Raw genomic sequence first — 17,752 nt, forward strand, 5'->3', positions numbered from 1 at the left:
AATGTATTATCAACAATTAGTTTAGTTTCAAAAGTTTCTTAATAAGAAAAAAAGTTAAGTATAGAGTAACAAATTAATAGTACTTGGTCAATCTTTATTTGTTTATGTAGCAAACAAAATAATCACCACTTAAATGTTCGCAATTTTATTAATAATTTGTAAAATTTACTTCATTAAGTTTGAAGTTATTTTAAGATGATGTTAATGAGTGTTAAGAAATGGAAAATTGCATCTATTTTTTTTCAAAAGCTTGTATGATAATCCTGTAGTACAAAATTGCAAGCATTCAAGGAGGAATTTTAAAGATGAAAAGTTACAAAACATGGTTAGTTGCTGTAATGTCCGTTTTTATGTTACTTGGAGTTGCCACTGGATGTGCTGATGCTGGAAATGATGACACAGAAACAGAAGAAACAGAACAAAACGAAGAAGGTACTGAGGAAGGTACTGAAAATACAGAGGAATAGGTAATTATTTGTACATTATATATTTAACAATACACAAGGCGGCTGTTAGCCGTCTTGTTTTGTACTTAATTTATGTTTTACTAGAATATTTGTCCTAAAGGTGTTTTTTCTAACATTCCTAAGCTTATCCCTTAATGAAGAAACAATGATGGAACAAATCAACCAGAGCAAAAGTCCTAATAAAATACTTAAAGACCAATTTCCGTTGACTTGCAATACGGTCCAAACCGTTGCCACACAGACAACACCGCCAATCATTCCAAAAACCGAACCATTTGCAATCTTAGCGGCCTTCTTTGAACCAGAAGCAATTCCTACCATTAAAACGGCTGTAATCATCACGGCTGGAAATGCGGCAAAGATTCCAGCAAGGATTTTCCAAGGAGAAATGACCGTTATTAAATAGCTTACCATCACCGCTGTCCCGCCGAGAGTAAAGCGAATCATTAAATCTTTATACATAAGTAGCACCCTTTCTTATGAGTAAGTGGTAATCATCACAACTGCCATTGATACAACTAACCAAAATCCCATAGCCTGGATAAGTCCACGTTTCCAACCTTGTCTTGGCAGGAGGTATCCTGCAAGAATCGCCACGAGAATATTAATTCCCATGCCGACGATGGCGCCTTTTGATAATAGAATGGAATGGGCTACTAAGTCATCTCCACTGAAGTCCAAACCAACTGTCAACAAAGCCGCTAAATACACGGCTGGAAAAGCTGCAAAAATACCCCCAGCTTTTTCACCTAAATTCCTAGCAACAAGTGTTGAAACAACAACAGCTGCTCCGCCTAATAAAAATCTAATAAGTAAGGCACTTATTGAAAGTTCTCCCATGGTGCTTCACCTCTGTTTTTTTGTGAAATACTAAAATGATTTATTCTATCATTTGTGAATTTATTCACATGAAATGATACAAGTTCATTTTACCGCATTTTCTCTTCTCCATATGTGAACATTTCCTAACTTTTTTTAAAGCGTTACCATACTAAAGAAAAAAACCCTTCAATTAGGGTTTCCGTTTGTTTCCTCTATTCTCAATCATTAATAACCTTTTTTTGTATCAACTTTATTAGTCAAAAGCTTGTTTTCGTCGATGTTTTTAAGAGTTTCTAAAAAGCAAGCTGCCCCCTCATTTGCTGATGTAACCGCAGAAATATGTGGAGTAATTTGAATCCTTGGATGACTCCATAATGGATTGTCTTCTGGAAGTGGTTCTTGTGCAAGGACATCGAGTACGGCAAAGGTGACTTGGTTGTCTGTCAAAGCCTGCAGTAAGGCTTCTTCATCTACTGAAGCCCCTCTCCCCACATTAATAAATCCCGCATTCGATAGTTGACCAAAGATAGCACCGTCGAATAATTTCTCCGTCCGTTCTGTCAACGGCAAAGTATTGATCACATAATTCATTTCACTTAATAGAGAAAAATGAGAATCAAGCTTCAAGACTTCAGTATAATATTCTTTTTCCTTCCCACTTAAAGAAACCCCATAGACGTCTACCCCCAGCCGAGAAAAAACCTTTGCAATCATTTGACCAATTTCACCGGTTCCATAAACTAAAATTTTTTGTTCACCTAATAATTTCGGGGTACGCTGCTCCCATCTTTTTTGCTGCTGTTTTTCTAGGAAGGTATCATGAAATTGTAAATCCTTTAGGATGTAACTTAAGCAATACTCTGCAATTCTCTGCCCAAACGAACAAATCGTTCTGGTTAATAGGATCTCATCATTCCATTCCTTCTTAAATAAAAAACGGTCAACCCCTGCACCTAGCGAATGAACCCATTTCACTGAGCTATAATCATAGTCAGCTTTTAGATTAAAAGAAACTAACGCATCTGCCCAGCTTAAATCAGCTTGGGTCAGTTTTTCCTCAGGAATAAAACGAAAGGACTTTCCTGGGACTTCCTTTTCTATTAATAATTGAAGCTCTTTATACATTGGGCTGACTAGTAAAATATTTCTAATATCCATGGCTTTCCCCTCTTCTCAATAAAGCTTACTCTTTCGGCACATCGAGTGCTTGATAGGCTGTCTGATACCTGCCGCCATCTGCTACTTCTGAATGATACAATGCCTTAAGTGCAAAGTTCTTTTCAAGATCATGTTCATTTATTAACTCTTTTAAGTGCATCTGCAGTTCTTTATTTTCTTTTACTAATTGTTTCATTTGTGATTTAAAATACTTCATTATAGTAACTCCTTCTTTATTATAAAAATAAGGACGATTATTGTATATTTAATCGTCCAAAATTAGTTAAAATTATTTTAAAGCCTTACTCACTTTGAGCTTCTTTCCTTTGACGGTTGTCTTTTCCATTGCTTGGAGGACTACTGAGCCTTTTCCATTAAGGATGTCAACATAGGTTAGGTTGTCCTGGATGGTGATAATGCCAATATCTTCAGCTGTAACTCCAGGGATATTGGAGATTGTCCCAACAAAGTCTACCGCGCGAAGCTTTTTCTTCTTACCGCCACCAAAGTGGAGCTTGGTAATATCCTTGTTAATTCGAGCTGTTTTATTATTTCTTACAACTCTCCGGCCGCTAAGTTTTTCTTCAAATGCTGCTTTTCCACTCGTAACTTCATCCTGGGTTGGAACTTCCAACTTAGGGATTTCAAAGCCAATATATCTTTCAATTGCCTTAACAAATTTCTCTTCATATGGTGTCGCGAAGGTAATCGCTTTTCCTTTGTTTCCGGCTCTTCCTGTTCTTCCTGTTCGGTGAACATAACTCTCTTTTTCCATTGGAACATCGTAATTAATAATCAGTGTCACATTATCAATATCGATTCCCCTAGCGGCGACATCTGTTGCTACAAGATAGCGGAAGTTCCCCATTTTAAAGCCATCCATTACGCCAAACCGATCCTCTTGTTCAAGCCCTCCATGCAGTCTTTCACAAGAATAATTGGCTTTTTCCAACTCTGTATAAACATTTTCCACATTTTCTTTTGTTCGGCAAAATATAATGCAGCTGTCTGGATTCTCAACCACTGTTAAATCTTTCAACAGTGAAACCTTATCTTCATCCTTTACTTCAACGACAGCATGTTCAATCGTATTCGTTGTGACACCCGTAGCTGCAATTTCAATATGGATGGGATCTTTCATATATTGATGACAAAGTTTTTCAACATCCTTTGGTAAGGTTGCTGAAAACACCATCGTTACTCGGTTCTCTGGGAGTTCTTTTATGATGGCTTCCACTTCATCAATAAAGCCCATATTTAACATTTCGTCCGCTTCATCAATAATTAGATATTTGATTTTATCTAATTCAAGCGTTCCCCTTTCGATATGGTCCATCGTACGACCAGGAGTCCCGACGACTACATGTGTTTTTTGTTTCAACTCTTCCTTTTGTTTTGAGAAAGGTTCTTTTCCATAAACCGCCATCGCTTTAATTCGTTTAAACCGGCCAATATTCGTAACATCTTCACGAACCTGGACAGCCAGCTCACGAGTAGGTGTAAGTATTAATGTCTGGGGCTTTCTTTCCTCCCATTCCATCATCTCACAAATAGGAATTGCAAAAGATGCAGTCTTACCGCTGCCTGTTTGTGATTTTACAACCAAATCTAGATTCTCTAATGCCTTTGGTATCACTTCTTTTTGTACTTCAGTGGGATTATCGTACTTTAACACTGTAAGCGCCCTTCTTATTTCCTCGCTTAAATGATAATCCTCAAACTTTTTTTCACTCATGTTGTAACCTCATTTTTTTGTATTATCCAACTTCTATATAGGATTTCTCTGAAAGAATTATCATATGCAAAATCTGAATATGTTCATTATACTTGAAATACAAGACATTTCGACTTTTTATTTCAACACACTGTTACACAACAGCTTTACAAGACTCAAGAGAACGGGTACATTAAATAAAGAAGCTGTTTAGCACTTTTCTCTATATAAATATCAGAAAAGTCAAAAACGCAGTGAAAAATCTGTTATAATGTAAGTATCCTGTTTTTAGGATAGTATAGATCACTCACTTAACAGTAATTTTATACATCTGTGGATCTCTTTTTTTAATTAAACTAAATTTTCTACTAGGAGGTAATCTATGTATAAAATCAAGGATAAGGAAAAGCTTTTCATTTACACTGGACCCGATGGATCTGGAAGAAAGACCATTGCCAAGATGGTCGCGACCGCGTTTGATATGGAAACAGTCCTTTCTTACACGACTCGTCCTCCCCGCCATTATGAACAAGATGGTGTTGACTACCATTTTGTTACTGACGAAACCTTCAACAAACTGAAAGACAACCAAGAATTTCTTGAGTGTGTGGATATCGATGGGATTCATTATGGAATCCGCGAAGAAGATATCGTCAAAGCCTTTGAAGATCATAATCTTGTCTACTTAACGCTAAATCCTGAAGGCACAGAAAAGTTGAAAGAAATGTATGGTGACAAGGTGATGCGCTTATTCATCTATTCTGATCGTGACACCGTTATCGAAAGACACAAAGCACGAAATGATAAAGAAGAAGATATCCAAAGACACTTGGCACACTATGATGAAATCATGGCTTATAAAACTCAATGTGAGCAAGTTTTTGAAAATTATGACTCACCACAGGTATCTTATCAGGTTAGTGAAGTCATTGAAGCTTACCTTGACCGAAATAGAATTGTCACCGATTATTAAAAAAAGGTCCATTTGATGGGATATTTTAGATCCTGTCATTGGATTTTTTTTTATGGGGATGTATGTGATAACAATTTTTGAATGTATTATTATTGTGCCCAAATAAAACAGAATACAGCTTGATATTGTCTTTATAACACTGTATAATTAAGTGTTGAAAACATTATTTAGGGGGAACTCTTTTTGTCGATCGAAGTAGGCAGCAAAGTACAAGGTAAAGTAACGGGTATTACTAATTTTGGAGCGTTTGTAGAATTACCAGGTGGCACAACTGGCCTTGTGCACATTAGTGAAGTAGCTGACAGCTATGTTAAAGACGTTAATGATCACCTCAAAGTTGGAGATCAAGTTGAAGTTAAGGTAATTAGTGAGAAAGACGGAAAAACTGCCTTGTCTATTAAAAAAGCTATTGATAAGCCAGAAGGGCAAACTTCTTCTTATTCCCAGCGTCCACAACGCCAAGGTAGAGATAATAGGCAATCAAAAGACTTCCGTTCAAAAGGCGGCAACTTTAAACCAAAAGAAAACTTTGAAGATAAAATGGCTAAATTTTTAAAAGCGAGTGAAGAAAATTTATCCAGCTTAAAACGCAGCACCGAAACAAAACGTGGCGGCAGAGGCGGAAGACGCGGATAATTATAGATAAAAGAAGGCAAGCCCCAATACGGCTTGCCTTCTTTTTTATTATTCTGATTTTGCTCCTTAAATCCTACACAGCGATTTCTTTGATTGATTTATTAACAGCCTGTCTAAATGCCCAAATGATGTCTGTTAAAATACCTGATTCCACTTTTATTTCTTTTATGTCCCAATACAATTCATTCTTTCGGTGATAATAAAAAGCACCATCAGATGATTTCATAATCGTCAGGATTCCCTTAGGATTCTCTGTTTCCATAGTAAGAAAGTGTTTTTCTCCATCCCAATTTGCAAATGCTTCGAAAATTTTTAGAAACACCTGAACTTCCCTTTTACTCCTAAGCACAATATCCACTCCCCTTTTTTAAAAATCATGTATGAAAAGTCTCCGAAGTGATTACCTTCAAATCGAGTATGGTTCTGATTATAGATAATAATACAGGCAGCATTCCATCATTCTGTTATAAAAACTAGCATGGTTTTCATCTTTTCACAAAATTTCTCATTAATTTCTAATAATTTTATCATCAAACTCTAACTCCGATCCGAGATAATGAGATATTAATAAATTAATAAAAGGCTGTCCAATAGTCTTTTAAACTTTTGAACAGCCTTTTATTAATTTATTTCTTATTCAATTCATCTAAAAGTGGAAAAAGCTCTTCTAAGTGTTGAATTTCATAGGTTGGTATGACTTCATTTCTATCTTTATCGTGACGGTTGATCCAAACGGATTTAATCCCGACCCTATTTGCACCTAAAATATCAGTCATTAAGTTATCCCCTACCATTAGGACTTCATCCTTCTCTAAGGACATGAGTGACAATGCATGCACAAATATCGATGGGTCAGGTTTCCCCTTTCCAAACGCACCTGAAATAAGTATTTCGTCGAAATATGGAACAAGGTCAGGGGTAATCGATAGTTTTGTATGCTGTAGATCCGGTGAACCATTCGTTAACAGAAGAAGTTGATACTTTCCTTTTAGCGTATCTAGGATAGTAAACGTCTCTTCGTACACAAATGGCAGGCTCCTGCGCTCTTGCGGGAATCTTTCCGCCAATTCATGCCCAAAAGCAGGATCCTCCACTCCCATTGCCTTAAGTCCCGCTGTCCATGCTTCTTTTCGATAGCTTGGGACGATTTCTTTCATTTTTCTAAAATCATCATGATCATCTAAAAAATTCCCCCATAATCCCTCAAATGGATTAATACCAATCATTTGTGTAAATGAATAGGTTTCATAGGAAGAATATAAATTTCTTGCAGCCTCACGTACCGCAACTTCCAGTTCACTTGCATCTACTCCATACCGTTCTTCTGCTACTTTACATGTCGCAACAAATGCTTCCTTGATACTTTTTTGATCCCAAAGCAGTGTATCATCTAAATCGAAAAAAATTGCTTTTATCATTTTCGCTGCCTCACCTTTCACCTAAATATATTTTACTAGTTTACCACTTTTCGAATTAAATGAATATTCTTTCACAAAAATAAAATAAATTCAACGAACATAGCCAATTATATATATCTAAAAGGTACATAAGAGTTTAGGCACCTTCCGATAAAACCAAAATACTATTTCGAATATTTCTAATACTGGTATAATAAAAAGGTATATAGACTGGGGGAAGATTAAACCCATAAAGGGGTAATGACATGTTGACTTTGTTGGTTACCATGGTGGAACGGTTAGGAATTCTTGTAATGATTGCCTTTATTTTAACGAGATTTCCATTCTTTCGAGACATGATTTATCAGGAGAAATTAAACGGCAAGCAGCAGTTGACGGCCATTGTTTTCTTTGGTTTCTTTGGGATTATTGGCACCTATTCTGGTCTAACTCTTAGCACCGACAGCCTTGAAATCAATCGCTGGACTTCCGATTTAAACGCCGATGAGGCAATTGCCAACTCGCGGGTGATTGGTGTGGTATTAGCCGGTCTCCTCGGAGGCTATAAAGTCGGACTGGGTGCAGGATTAATTGCAGGGATTCATCGTTTTACCTTAGGAGGATTCACAGGGCTAGCCTGTGGGCTTGCCACTATAATCGCCGGGGTTCTTGCGGGAATCTTTCATCGGAAAAATAAATTGGTAAAACTAAGATCCGCTTTTTTCATTGGTGCTCTAGCAGAAACAATGCAAATGGCAGTCATTCTACTCCTTGCCCGTCCATTCGAAAAGTCATGGACTTTGGTAGAAATCATTGGAATGCCAATGATCTTAGCAAACGGATTAGGTTGTGCACTTTTTCTACTTATCATTAAGAGCGTTATCAGTGAGGAAGAAAAAGCTGGTGCCATGCAGGCACAAAAGACATTGAGAATCGCTGAAAAAACACTTTCCTATCTTAGAAACGGCCTTACTTCAAATTCGGCTAAAATTGTCTGCCATATTCTCCATAATGAAATGAATACGAGAGCGGTGGCAATGACAAATTTGTCAGAAATATTAGCACATGTTGGACTTGGTCATGATCATCATCGTTCTGAAAGTCCCATCCAAACTGAAATTACAATGGAGGCTATCGACAAAGGTGAAATGGTTGTGGCAGATCAGCAATCCATTCACTGCCGTGTTAAGAGCTGCCCTCTTGGTGCAGCCGTTATTGCACCATTGAAACAGCGTGGAGAAACGATTGGAACTTTAAAGTTTTATTTCGCTTCTGAAAAAGAAATAACACCCGTTAATATGGAACTGATATCAGGGCTTAGCTCCCTATTAAGTAACCAGCTTGAACTAGCTGATGCGGACAAGTCTTATCAACTGGCAAAGGAAGCTGAGATTAAAGCACTGCAGGCGCAAATTAGTCCTCATTTTCTATTTAATACACTTAATACCATCCTTTCACTTGTCCGGGTTGACCCGGCTAAGGCACGAAAATTACTACTTTCTTTGTCCCATTTCTTGCGCCAGAATTTATCTGTCACAACCCAAAGGATGACTACATTAGAGCAAGAATTAAACCATGTCAAAGCCTATTTAGCAATAGAAGAAGCTAGATTCAAAGATAAATTACAAGTAGTTTATGATATCGAAGAGAGTGCTCTTTTAGAGACAATCCCCCCTCTTACACTTCAGCCCATCGTAGAGAATGCGATCAAACATGGCATGAAGGATACGGAAAGGAACGGTATCGTAAAGATTACTATTCATAAACAAAATCTAGCGACGTATGTAAAAGTTGAGGATAACGGGATTGGAATGAATATAGAACGCACAAGTCAAATCTGCAAAAGTCCCATTAATTCTGAAACAGGAAGCGGTCTAGCCCTTTACAACGTTAATCGAAGGCTGACCATCATGTATGGTGACCATGCAGGCCTTCAAATTAATAGCGAGCTGCATAAAGGAACGGAAATTGGCTTTTCTGTCCCCTGTACGGAGGTAAGGTAAATGGAAACTTTTATTCGAACATTAATTGTTGATGACGAACCCTATAGCCGCGATGAATTAAAACACTTATTAAGTGCGTTTCCAACAATTAAGGTTGTTGGTGAAGCTGAATCAGGGGAATCCGCCATCATAAGTGCAATTCAACTTCAGCCTGATGTAGTTTTTTTGGACGTAGAAATGCCTAAAATGAATGGTATGAAAGCAGCAAAAGCACTATTGGAACTTAAAAAAGTTCCATCGGTTGTCTTTGCTACCGCTTATCCGCAATTTGCAGCTGAAGCTTTCCGATATGACGCGATTGATTATCTATTAAAGCCCTATGATGAAGAGCAATTACAAGAAACAGTTCATCGTATTGAGAAAAAGTTTACTACTCCTTTCGAACAGGATATAGGAAAACCTCAAGGAAAACTTGCCGTCGAAGTAGAAGGTGAAATTATTTATCTTGAACCAAAAGAAATCCTCTATATAGTCAGAGACGATAAAGTAACAAAACTCATTACGAAAAGTAGTGAATTTGAAACCAAAACACCGCTTAAGGATTTGGAGAGCAGATTATTAAGCTATGGATTTTTTAGAATTCATAAAAGCTTTCTTGTAAATCTGGAGGTTGTTAACAGGTTGTCACCATGGTTTAACGGTGCCTATCAGTTGGAAATTGAAGGAAGAAAAGAATTGCTATCGGTTAGCAGGAATTATGTTAAAGCATTACGGTCTCGTTTAGAAATTTAAACCAAGAAAGCGTTTTAACTATTCTTAATTTTTTTGCATCTTAATTCATCTGACGAGCATGATATTCTTATTTTTCTACCTTTTAATCTAAAATCGCTCTATTCTTCCTCTCACTCTTTTAAACTTATATGTGAAAACGTATTCATTTTTTAAAAAGGGGGAGAAGGAATTTGTATACTTTTTTAGCAGGGATTGCACTCTTAATTATTGGTTATTTTACCTATGGTAAATTTATTGAAAAAATGTTTGGTGTGAAGGAAGATCGAGCAACACCCGCCTATGTTAATAACGATGGCGTTGACTATGTACCAATGAGCACACCTAAGAATTCCTTAATACAGTTATTAAACATTGCTGGAACGGGTCCAGTTTTCGGTCCAATTATGGGAGCTCTTTACGGTCCTGTTGCCTTTATCTGGATTGTCATTGGCTGTATTTTTGCAGGAGCTGTCCATGATTATTTAACAGGAATGATATCTATCCGCAACCGTGGTGCCCATTTACCGGAGCTAGCAAGTAAGTTTTTAGGAAAAGTGATGAAGCACGTAGTAAATGCTTTTGCTGTCCTGCTTCTCCTATTAGTAGGTACCGTATTTGTTTCTACACCTGCAAGCCTTCTTCATGTATTAATGGATGGGAAAATAGCATTAGGATTAATAATTGGAGCCATTTTCATTTATTACATTGCAGCTACTCTTCTTCCGGTTGATAAAATCATTGGTCGCTTATATCCGTACTTTGGTGCATTGCTATTAATCAGTGCATTAGGTGTAGGAATTGGTATGGTTGTAACGGGTGCACCGATTCCTGAATTATCGTTAACGAATTTCCACCCTGCTAATGCACCTATTTTACCTTTGTTATTTTTCACGATTTCATGTGGCGCACTCTCTGGGTTCCATGCGACACAAACACCAATTATTTCACGTACTACTCAAAATGAAAAACAAGGCCGAAAAATTTTCTATGGCATGATGATTACAGAAGGTGTCATTGCGATGATTTGGGCAGCTGCAGGAATGAGCTTATTTAATGGCTATAACGGATTGAATGATATTTTAGCCGCAGGCGGCCCTGGAGCGGTGGTTAGCCAAGCCTCAACTGCCCTGTTAGGAGCCATTGGCGGAACGCTAGCTGTTCTTGGAGTAGTTGTTCTACCGATTACATCAGGGGATACTGCCTTCCGTAGTGCCCGTATGATCATTGCAGAATACATTAACGTTGCTCAAAAGAAATTTTCAAGCCGCTTATGGATTGCAGTACCATTATTCGTGATTTCAGCAGTCCTTACGCAAATTGACTTCAACTTATTGTGGAGATACTTCAGCTGGGCTAATCAAGCCACAGCCGTCATTGCACTCTTTGTCGGGGCTATGTACTTGTATATCGCAAGGAAAAATTACTACGTTGCCCTAGTACCTGGTTCCTTCATGTTAGTAATGGTTATAACTTATATCTTAAATGCACCTATCGGTTTCGGATTGTCGATGTCAATCTCTTGGATTGGCGGCTTTATCGGCGCAGCCGTACTAATTGGGTTATTCTTCCGTGCAGCTAAAAAGGCACGAGCCAATAATCTTCCACTTGAAGAAGACGTGACGGGCTGGAAGGCTGCCTAATCAGTCGTTTAATAAACTGAAAGTGCACTCATTGAGTGCACTTTTTTCTTTCCCTATTCTATTAAAAACCTTTCAATGATCTTTTGTATTTCATTTTCTGTATAAATAAATGAAATTTCACTAGCTTCTTTTAAGGATGGCAATTGCCCAATAGCTTCTTCCGTTAATTGGAATGCGACCTTTTCCCCCTTAACATCCACCTCTATGGTATGCGGATCCATTTGTCCGACGAGTATCCCTGAAGCTTTCGTATATAACGATTGTTCAACGATTAAATCGGTTACCACTTTAGCCTGTTCTTCCTTTGCTGTTAAAAATACTTCAATACGATAACGACCATTATAAAGATCGGAAATGGTAAACGAGTTTTGAATCTCTTGATTATTCTCTAACGTCACCTCGCTGATTGCCTGCGTAGACATGACTTCCTCAGAGTATTGCTTGACCTTCTTTCCTTCTTCATCATAGATAATGTAATCAGCTTGAAGCCCCGTTAGAAACGATAATTTTTGAGGTTCACCCGATAAATTTTTCACTTTGTAATGAATAATGATAGAATTTTTTTCTTCTTTTGTCTCAATTGATGGATGAATACTTGCAACAATTTCATTTTGTTTTGGGGACTCTGTTAAGTTCTCCTTTTTCACACCCTCACCGTTCCCGTTTATATTATTTCCCGTACCACAAGCACTTAATAGTCCTGCTGCTAATACGATCATCATCATTTTTTTATATAACATAAATGAAAATCTCCTTTTAATCGAATTACCTTAATAGTCGATTAAAAGGAGATTGGCGTTACATAAAATATTTATATTTTTAAAAGATTTTTGAATCCTACAAACCACCAAGGTACGCTTTTTTGATTTCCTCACTTGTTTGCAATTCTGCAGCTGTTCCTGAGATTTCGATCCGACCCGTTTCAATAACGTAGGCACGGTCTGCTACAGATAGTGCCATATTCGCATTCTGCTCCACCAGTAGGATTGTAGTTCCATCCTGATTGATTTTCTCAACGATTTGAAAAATTGTTTTAACCATTAATGGGGCTAGCCCCATTGAAGGCTCATCAAGTAAAAGCAGCTTAGGTTTCGCCATAATCGCTCTTCCCATCGCCAGCATTTGCTGTTCTCCCCCAGAAAGGGTTCCCGATAACTGCTTTCGGCGCTCTTGCAATCTCGGAAAAAGCTCGTAAACACTTTGAATATCTTTGCGGATTCCTGCACTATCTTTTCTTAAATAAGCACCTAGTTCCAGGTTTTCCTCTACGCTCATATTGGCGAACACACGGCGCCCTTCAGGCACATGTGAAATACCCGATTTCACAATAGCCTGGGGAGCTTTGCCAGAAATCGAACTGCCTAAGTATTCGATGGTCCCTGACTTTGGCTTAAGCAGCCCGGATAATGTCTTAAGAAGAGTACTTTTTCCTGCACCATTCGCTCCAATCAGTGTAACAATTTCCCCTTCATTAATTTCTAAAGAAAGGCCTTTTAGGGCATGTATATTTCCATAAAAAACATCTATTCCATTTACTTTAAGCATGGTCACTCGGAACCTCCTCTCCCAAATAGGCCTCGATTACTTTTGGATGATTACGGATTTCCTCAGGCGATCCCGCTGCAATCAGTTGTCCATGGTCTAAAACATAAATTCTTTCACATATTCCCATCACGAGTGCCATATCATGTTCAATTAATAGAATCGTTAAATCAAACTGTTTTCGGATAAAAGCAATTAATTCCATGAGCTCATGTGTTTCTTGCGGGTTCATACCTGCAGCAGGCTCATCGAGCAACAATAATTTTGGACTTGCCGCCAACGCTCTGGCTATTTCTAATCTACGTTGCTGACCATATGGTAAATTCTTTGCTTTTTCATCTTTAAATCTGTCCAACTGAAATATCTTTAAAAACTCAAGTGATTTTTCCTCCATTACCTTTTCCTCGGAGAAATGGGATGGAAGGCGGAGAATGGAACTTAAAATGGAATGCTTCGCTAAGGAATGATAAGCAACCTTTACATTATCTAATACAGATAATTCACTGAAAAGACGGATGTTTTGAAACGTACGGCTTATACCCTTTCGTGTTACTTGGTATGGAGCAAGTCCATTCAGCCTTTTTCCATCGAACAAAATGTCACCCTCTGTCGGGACATATACGCCCGTCAACAAATTAAAGCTTGTTGTTTTCCCGGCACCATTCGGACCAATCAAACCGACCAATTCACCTTGATTAAGTTCCATATTAAAGCCTGAGACCGCCTTTAAGCCACCAAACTGAATCCCCGCATTTTTTACCTGCAGTAGAGCTCCCACGTTAAATTCCTCCTTTCGCATTTTTCTTTTTGCCAAAGAAATCTGTAATCTCACGAGTTCCCATTAACCCCTGAGGACGATAAAGCATGACAACGACCAAAACCAAACTGTAAATAATCATCCGAGTCTCAGGATATTGCTGTAAATAGGTTGAAATAACCGTTAACAGAATCGCAGAGATCACAGAACCAGATAAACTTCCAAGGCCGCCTAAAACAACAAAGATTAAAATATCAAATGATTTTAAGAACCCAAAGTTGGTTGGTTGGATAATATAAAAGTTATGAGAAAACAAACCGCCGGCAATACCTGCAAAGAAGGAACCAATGGCGAAGGCCGCAACTTTGTAAAATGTCGTGTTGATTCCCATTGCATCTGCCGCGATTTCATTTTCCCGAATCGCTATACACGCTCTTCCATGCCGCGAGTTGGTAAAATTCGATATCACTAGAATCGTGATAACGAGACATACAAATGCACTTGTCCAAGTCGTCATATTAGAAACCATCATTCCGGCAGCTCCGCCAACATACTCAATATTTAAGAAAACAATTCTAATAATTTCACCAAATCCAAGTGTTGCAATAGCCAGGTAATCTCCTCGCAGTCTTAAAGTAGGTATGCCAACAAGTAGTCCTGCTAATGCAGCCACAATTCCTCCGATGATGATTGCTAACACGAAAGGCAGTTCAAATTTCATCGTGATGATTGCTGATACATACGCCCCAACAGCAAGGAAACCAGCATGTCCAATTGAAAATTGTCCGGTGATCCCAATTACCAAGTGAAGACTCACCGCTAATATAATGTTAATGATCATAAGGGTCAACATATTGCTATAAAAAGCGTTTAATATCCCAGTTTGAATTAAGACTTGGCCAATTCCATAGATAACCGCTGCTAAAATGAGAAATAGCCAGAATTTAGTTACTTTTTTCATCTGTCTATCCCACCTACACTTTCTCTCTTGTATTTTTACCAAAGATGCCTGTTGGCCTAAAAATTAGGATAAGGATTAATATGATAAACGCTGCTGCGTCTCTCCATAAGGAAAATCCTAGGGCACTAACAATCGATTCAACAACCCCTAAAATAAGACCGCCGACCATGGCTCCTGGGATTATTCCAATTCCACCTAATACCGCCGCAACAAACGCCTTTAATCCAGGGATAATTCCCATTAGTGGTTCGATTTTTGTATAATAGACACCAAAAATGACACCTGCTGCCCCAGCTAAAGCAGAACCAATCGCAAAGGTATAGGAAATGGTTCTGTCTACATTAATACCCATTAATCTCGCTGCATCGATGTCATGTGATACTGCTCGCATGGCTTTACCGACCTTTGTACGGTGTACAATAATTTGTAAAATAATCATAAGTCCAAGTGACACAGCCAGGATAAAGAGGGATTGACTGTTAATTTGTGCACCAAACAAGTTAAATGTTGTGCTCGGTAATACATTGTCAGGGTAAGCCTCGGGTTGGGCTCCTCGGACGTAAATCACACCGTATTCAATTAGTAACGACATTCCAATTGCCGTAATTAAGGCAGCAATTCTCGTTGCATTTCGAAGACGTTTGTAGGCGATTCTTTCAATCAATACTCCAAACACCGCACAAAACGCCATTGAGAATAATAATGCTGGAAAGAAGCCCAGCCCCCATCCCTTAATCGCATAAAACCCGACGAACGCACCTACCATAAAAACATCACCATGAGCAAAGTTTATTAATTTTATGATTCCATAAACCATGGTATAGCCTAATGCGATTAAGGCATAGATGCTGCCGAGTGAAATTCCGTTTATCATTTGTTGTAGCCACTCCATCGTTCTCACTCCTTTTTCTTCCAGAAATAATTCTTTACAAAAGTAAAATGGAAGGAGTATCCTTCCATTTTACTTAACTAGTACTTTTAAGGATTTACTTTTGTGTTAAACACTTGTTTACCATCTACATATTCTAAAATGGTTGCTGTTTTGATCGGATGATGGTTTTCATCAATCGTTACTACTCCAGTAACAAGGCTTAAATCTTTTGTTTTTGCTAATTCTTCCTGAATTTTACTAGAATCTGTGCTGCCTGCACGCTTTATGGCATCCGCTAAAAAGTAAACCGTGTCATAGCCAAGCGCATTGAAAGCGTTCGGTGCTTCGCCATTGTTCTGTTCTTTAAATGCTGAAACGAACTTTTGGACCTTTTCATCTGGATCTTCAGATGAGTAATGGTTGATTAGGTAGGTATTATTTAATGCTTCAGCTCCAGCCAAATCAACTAACTTTGGAGAATCCCAGCCATCAGCTCCAACTAAAGGAACATCGATTCCTAATTCACGCGCTTGCTTTACAATTAAGCCAACTTCTTCATAATATCCAGGGATAAAAATGAATGAAGGATTTTTTGCTTTGATACGAGTTAAAGTCGCACGGAAGTCTGTATCCTTTGCTACATATGCTTCTTCCGCAACGATTTTAGCACCTGCTGCTTCAAAAGTTTCCTTGAAGGCATCGGATAAACCTTTTGCATAATCACTTGAGTTGTCGGCAAAAATAGCTGCATCTTCAACTTTTAATGTATCTAGGGCAAAATTGGCAGCCACTGTACCTTGGAAAGGATCAATGAAAGAAGTACGGAAAACGAATGGTCTTACTTTCCCTTTTTCATCTACTGTAACACTTGGGCTTGTACCGCCTGGAGCCATTAGAACAGTCTTCGTATCATTCGCAATCTGAGCTTGAGCAACTGTATTACCGCTTGTTGCTGCTCCAATAACAGCTGTTACCTTATCTTGGCTTGTCAACTTAATAATACCGTTTGTAGCCTCTGCTGCTTCAGATTTATTATCTACTTTCACAACATCAAACTTCTTACCGTCAACGCCGCCATTATTATTGATCTCTTCAACAGCCATTTCAACACCTTTTGCCATTGATTCACCATATGACGCAACATTACCTGAAAGCTCTAAATTCACTCCCAATTTAATGGTATCTGAATTGCCGCCCTCTGAACTATCCTTCGCTCCTCCTGCACACCCTGCTAATACTCCAGCAAAGATGGTAGAAGCCATAAACACACTTGCTAATTTCTTTTTCATGGTGTTTCCCCCCTTGATTGAATTTTCAGATACCAATAACCGTAGTATAGTATCTTCTTAGACCCCAGATATTTGTTTACCGCCTAAATTAATTAACATAAGTTATTGTAGTACTTTTTTCATTGTTAGTCTAGTATATTATTTCAATATTTCAGAAATTTTTATTTCTTATAAAAATTAAAGCGCTTTCTTGCTGTTGCAGTACATTTTAATAAACTTTCATGAAAGGTCTTTTTTAATTTACCTAAAACCTAAGTTAACTATTATACCAAAAAATGTATTATTATGGTGACATACCATTTTGATATTTGCTTTTCTTAGCTGGAAATCGAACTTTAAGGGAATCAAAAGCGTGGACTAAGAGCTATTCGTTACCATTTTTCTCTAAAAGTGCCGCCGCGCGGTCACGAATCTCGATCCGATCCTGTTTACAACCTATTGGTCCTTTCGGACAAAACAAAAAAACACAACCCTAGTCAGGTTGTGCTTCGTTTGCCTGGCAACGTCCTACTCTCACAGGGACAAAGTCCCAACTACCATCGGCGCTGAGAAGCTTAACTTCCGTGTTCGGTATGGGAACGGGTGTGACCTTCTCGCCATTGCTACCAGACTATAAAATTGAGGTATCATTCCCTCAAAACTAGATAATTCAGAAGAAGTTGTAAAACGAGTTCGCTTTTAAAAATTGGTTAAGTCCTCGAACGATTAGTATCAGTCAGCTCCACATGTTACCACGCTTCCACCTCTGACCTATCAACCTGATCATCTTTCAGGGTTCTTACTAGCTTGACGCTATGGGAAATCTCATCTT

The 17,752-nt window shown here is 38.2% G+C and carries 19 protein-coding genes and 2 rRNA genes; 6 read left to right on the forward strand and 15 right to left on the reverse strand.

Going from position 1 to position 17,752, the window contains the following annotated elements:
- Positions 1-305: 305 nt before the first annotated feature.
- Positions 306-467 carry a hypothetical protein gene (locus tag MLOOGBEN_RS29400; protein ID WP_256989186.1) on the forward strand — a complete coding sequence of 54 codons (162 nt, stop codon included), beginning with the start codon at positions 306-308 and terminating at the stop codon, positions 465-467.
- Between the two features lie 45 nt (positions 468-512).
- Here MLOOGBEN_RS29400 and MLOOGBEN_RS19500 read toward each other — a convergent pair whose 3' ends face one another.
- From MLOOGBEN_RS19500 to MLOOGBEN_RS19520, 5 genes are all read right to left on the reverse strand, one after another.
- Positions 513-929, reverse strand: coding sequence for a DUF3147 family protein (locus MLOOGBEN_RS19500; RefSeq protein ID WP_179159937.1), 417 nt, complete (start codon positions 927-929; stop codon positions 513-515).
- Positions 930-944: 15 nt separating this feature from the next.
- On the reverse strand, positions 945-1,307 hold the full coding sequence (locus tag MLOOGBEN_RS19505) for a DUF3147 family protein (RefSeq protein WP_179159938.1): 363 nt from the start codon (positions 1,305-1,307) through the stop codon (positions 945-947).
- 207 nt (positions 1,308-1,514) lie between these two features.
- Positions 1,515-2,447 carry a D-2-hydroxyacid dehydrogenase gene (locus tag MLOOGBEN_RS19510; protein WP_179159939.1) on the reverse strand — a complete coding sequence of 311 codons (933 nt, stop codon included), beginning with the start codon at positions 2,445-2,447 and terminating at the stop codon, positions 1,515-1,517.
- Positions 2,448-2,472: 25 nt separating this feature from the next.
- The gene (locus tag MLOOGBEN_RS19515) at positions 2,473-2,664 is read right to left on the reverse strand and encodes a hypothetical protein (RefSeq protein ID WP_095251783.1); all 192 of its coding nucleotides are present in this window, start codon (positions 2,662-2,664) and stop codon (positions 2,473-2,475) included.
- Between the two features lie 72 nt (positions 2,665-2,736).
- Complete coding sequence (locus tag MLOOGBEN_RS19520; RefSeq protein WP_179159940.1) at positions 2,737-4,182, reverse strand: DEAD/DEAH box helicase; 1,446 nt, start codon at positions 4,180-4,182, stop codon at positions 2,737-2,739.
- A 361-nt stretch (positions 4,183-4,543) separates the two neighbouring features.
- Here MLOOGBEN_RS19520 and MLOOGBEN_RS19525 point away from each other — a divergent pair, with 361 nt between their 5' ends.
- Together MLOOGBEN_RS19525 and MLOOGBEN_RS19530 are read left to right on the forward strand one after the other, a co-directional pair.
- The gene (locus tag MLOOGBEN_RS19525; protein WP_179159941.1) at positions 4,544-5,134 is read left to right on the forward strand and encodes a guanylate kinase; all 591 of its coding nucleotides are present in this window, start codon (positions 4,544-4,546) and stop codon (positions 5,132-5,134) included.
- A 183-nt stretch (positions 5,135-5,317) separates the two neighbouring features.
- Positions 5,318-5,770, forward strand: a complete 453-nt coding sequence (locus MLOOGBEN_RS19530) for a S1 domain-containing RNA-binding protein (protein ID WP_179159942.1) — start codon at positions 5,318-5,320, stop codon at positions 5,768-5,770.
- A 73-nt stretch (positions 5,771-5,843) separates the two neighbouring features.
- Here the strand turns inward: MLOOGBEN_RS19530 and MLOOGBEN_RS19535 are convergent, their stop codons facing one another.
- Both MLOOGBEN_RS19535 and MLOOGBEN_RS19540 read right to left on the reverse strand, forming a co-directional pair.
- The gene (locus MLOOGBEN_RS19535; protein ID WP_179159943.1) at positions 5,844-6,119 is read right to left on the reverse strand and encodes a hypothetical protein; all 276 of its coding nucleotides are present in this window, start codon (positions 6,117-6,119) and stop codon (positions 5,844-5,846) included.
- 277 nt (positions 6,120-6,396) lie between these two features.
- Positions 6,397-7,188: an HAD family hydrolase gene (locus tag MLOOGBEN_RS19540; protein ID WP_179159944.1), complete on the reverse strand. Its 792-nt coding sequence runs from the start codon at positions 7,186-7,188 to the stop codon at positions 6,397-6,399.
- Positions 7,189-7,433: 245 nt separating this feature from the next.
- On the opposite strand from MLOOGBEN_RS19540, the gene MLOOGBEN_RS19545 reads away from it, so the two are divergent.
- From MLOOGBEN_RS19545 to MLOOGBEN_RS19555, 3 genes are all read left to right on the forward strand, one after another.
- Complete coding sequence (locus MLOOGBEN_RS19545) at positions 7,434-9,170, forward strand: sensor histidine kinase (RefSeq protein ID WP_179159945.1); 1,737 nt, start codon at positions 7,434-7,436, stop codon at positions 9,168-9,170.
- Positions 9,171-9,902 (forward strand): LytR/AlgR family response regulator transcription factor, encoded by a 732-nt coding sequence (locus tag MLOOGBEN_RS19550; protein ID WP_179159946.1) that lies wholly within the window; start codon positions 9,171-9,173, stop codon positions 9,900-9,902.
- A gap of 170 nt (positions 9,903-10,072) precedes the next feature.
- Complete coding sequence (locus tag MLOOGBEN_RS19555; protein WP_179159947.1) at positions 10,073-11,521, forward strand: carbon starvation CstA family protein; 1,449 nt, start codon at positions 10,073-10,075, stop codon at positions 11,519-11,521.
- Positions 11,522-11,574: 53 nt separating this feature from the next.
- On the opposite strand, the gene MLOOGBEN_RS19560 is transcribed toward MLOOGBEN_RS19555, so the two are convergent.
- The 8 genes from MLOOGBEN_RS19560 to MLOOGBEN_RS19595 all read right to left on the reverse strand — a co-directional run.
- Entirely contained in the window at positions 11,575-12,261 is a 687-nt protein-coding gene (locus tag MLOOGBEN_RS19560; protein ID WP_179159948.1) for a BsuPI-related putative proteinase inhibitor, read from the reverse strand.
- Between the two features lie 97 nt (positions 12,262-12,358).
- The gene (locus MLOOGBEN_RS19565) at positions 12,359-13,066 is read right to left on the reverse strand and encodes an ABC transporter ATP-binding protein (protein ID WP_179159966.1); all 708 of its coding nucleotides are present in this window, start codon (positions 13,064-13,066) and stop codon (positions 12,359-12,361) included.
- Complete coding sequence (locus MLOOGBEN_RS19570) at positions 13,059-13,841, reverse strand: ABC transporter ATP-binding protein (protein WP_368737808.1); 783 nt, start codon at positions 13,839-13,841, stop codon at positions 13,059-13,061. Before MLOOGBEN_RS19570 ends, MLOOGBEN_RS19565 begins: the two co-directional genes overlap by 8 nt.
- 1 nt (position 13,842) lies before the next feature.
- Positions 13,843-14,781, reverse strand: coding sequence for a branched-chain amino acid ABC transporter permease (locus MLOOGBEN_RS19575; protein WP_179159949.1), 939 nt, complete (start codon positions 14,779-14,781; stop codon positions 13,843-13,845).
- Positions 14,782-14,794: 13 nt separating this feature from the next.
- On the reverse strand, positions 14,795-15,673 hold the full coding sequence (locus MLOOGBEN_RS19580) for a branched-chain amino acid ABC transporter permease (RefSeq protein ID WP_179159950.1): 879 nt from the start codon (positions 15,671-15,673) through the stop codon (positions 14,795-14,797).
- Positions 15,674-15,759: 86 nt separating this feature from the next.
- Entirely contained in the window at positions 15,760-16,941 is a 1,182-nt protein-coding gene (locus MLOOGBEN_RS19585) for an ABC transporter substrate-binding protein (protein ID WP_179159951.1), read from the reverse strand.
- Positions 16,942-17,435: 494 nt separating this feature from the next.
- Positions 17,436-17,551 (reverse strand): 5S ribosomal RNA (rrf, locus tag MLOOGBEN_RS19590).
- A gap of 75 nt (positions 17,552-17,626) precedes the next feature.
- Positions 17,627-17,752: ribosomal RNA gene (locus MLOOGBEN_RS19595) — 23S ribosomal RNA — on the reverse strand; the annotation flags it as partial.

Origin of the sequence: Bacillus sp. EB106-08-02-XG196 (assembly GCF_013396335.1) — a bacterium.
In the GTDB taxonomy this organism is placed as follows: Bacteria; Bacillota; Bacilli; order Bacillales; family Cytobacillaceae; genus Neobacillus.

Coding starts and splice junctions, on each gene's coding strand:
- MLOOGBEN_RS19500 (WP_179159937.1), bottom strand. CDS start 929: ATGTATAAAGATTTAATGATTCGCTTTACTCTCGGCGGGACAGCGGTG.
- MLOOGBEN_RS19515 (WP_095251783.1), bottom strand. CDS start 2,664: ATGAAGTATTTTAAATCACAAATGAAACAATTAGTAAAAGAAAATAAA.
- MLOOGBEN_RS19545 (WP_179159945.1), top strand. CDS start 7,434: ATGTTGACTTTGTTGGTTACCATGGTGGAACGGTTAGGAATTCTTGTA.
- MLOOGBEN_RS19560 (WP_179159948.1), bottom strand. CDS start 12,261: ATGTTATATAAAAAAATGATGATGATCGTATTAGCAGCAGGACTATTA.
- MLOOGBEN_RS19505 (WP_179159938.1), bottom strand. CDS start 1,307: ATGGGAGAACTTTCAATAAGTGCCTTACTTATTAGATTTTTATTAGGC.
- MLOOGBEN_RS19565 (WP_179159966.1), bottom strand. CDS start 13,066: ATGCTTAAAGTAAATGGAATAGATGTTTTTTATGGAAATATACATGCC.
- MLOOGBEN_RS19585 (WP_179159951.1), bottom strand. CDS start 16,941: ATGAAAAAGAAATTAGCAAGTGTGTTTATGGCTTCTACCATCTTTGCT.
- MLOOGBEN_RS19520 (WP_179159940.1), bottom strand. CDS start 4,182: ATGAGTGAAAAAAAGTTTGAGGATTATCATTTAAGCGAGGAAATAAGA.
- MLOOGBEN_RS19540 (WP_179159944.1), bottom strand. CDS start 7,188: ATGATAAAAGCAATTTTTTTCGATTTAGATGATACACTGCTTTGGGAT.
- MLOOGBEN_RS19510 (WP_179159939.1), bottom strand. CDS start 2,447: ATGGATATTAGAAATATTTTACTAGTCAGCCCAATGTATAAAGAGCTT.
- MLOOGBEN_RS29400 (WP_256989186.1), top strand. CDS start 306: ATGAAAAGTTACAAAACATGGTTAGTTGCTGTAATGTCCGTTTTTATG.
- MLOOGBEN_RS19525 (WP_179159941.1), top strand. CDS start 4,544: ATGTATAAAATCAAGGATAAGGAAAAGCTTTTCATTTACACTGGACCC.
- MLOOGBEN_RS19580 (WP_179159950.1), bottom strand. CDS start 15,673: ATGGAGTGGCTACAACAAATGATAAACGGAATTTCACTCGGCAGCATC.
- MLOOGBEN_RS19575 (WP_179159949.1), bottom strand. CDS start 14,781: ATGAAAAAAGTAACTAAATTCTGGCTATTTCTCATTTTAGCAGCGGTT.
- MLOOGBEN_RS19550 (WP_179159946.1), top strand. CDS start 9,171: ATGGAAACTTTTATTCGAACATTAATTGTTGATGACGAACCCTATAGC.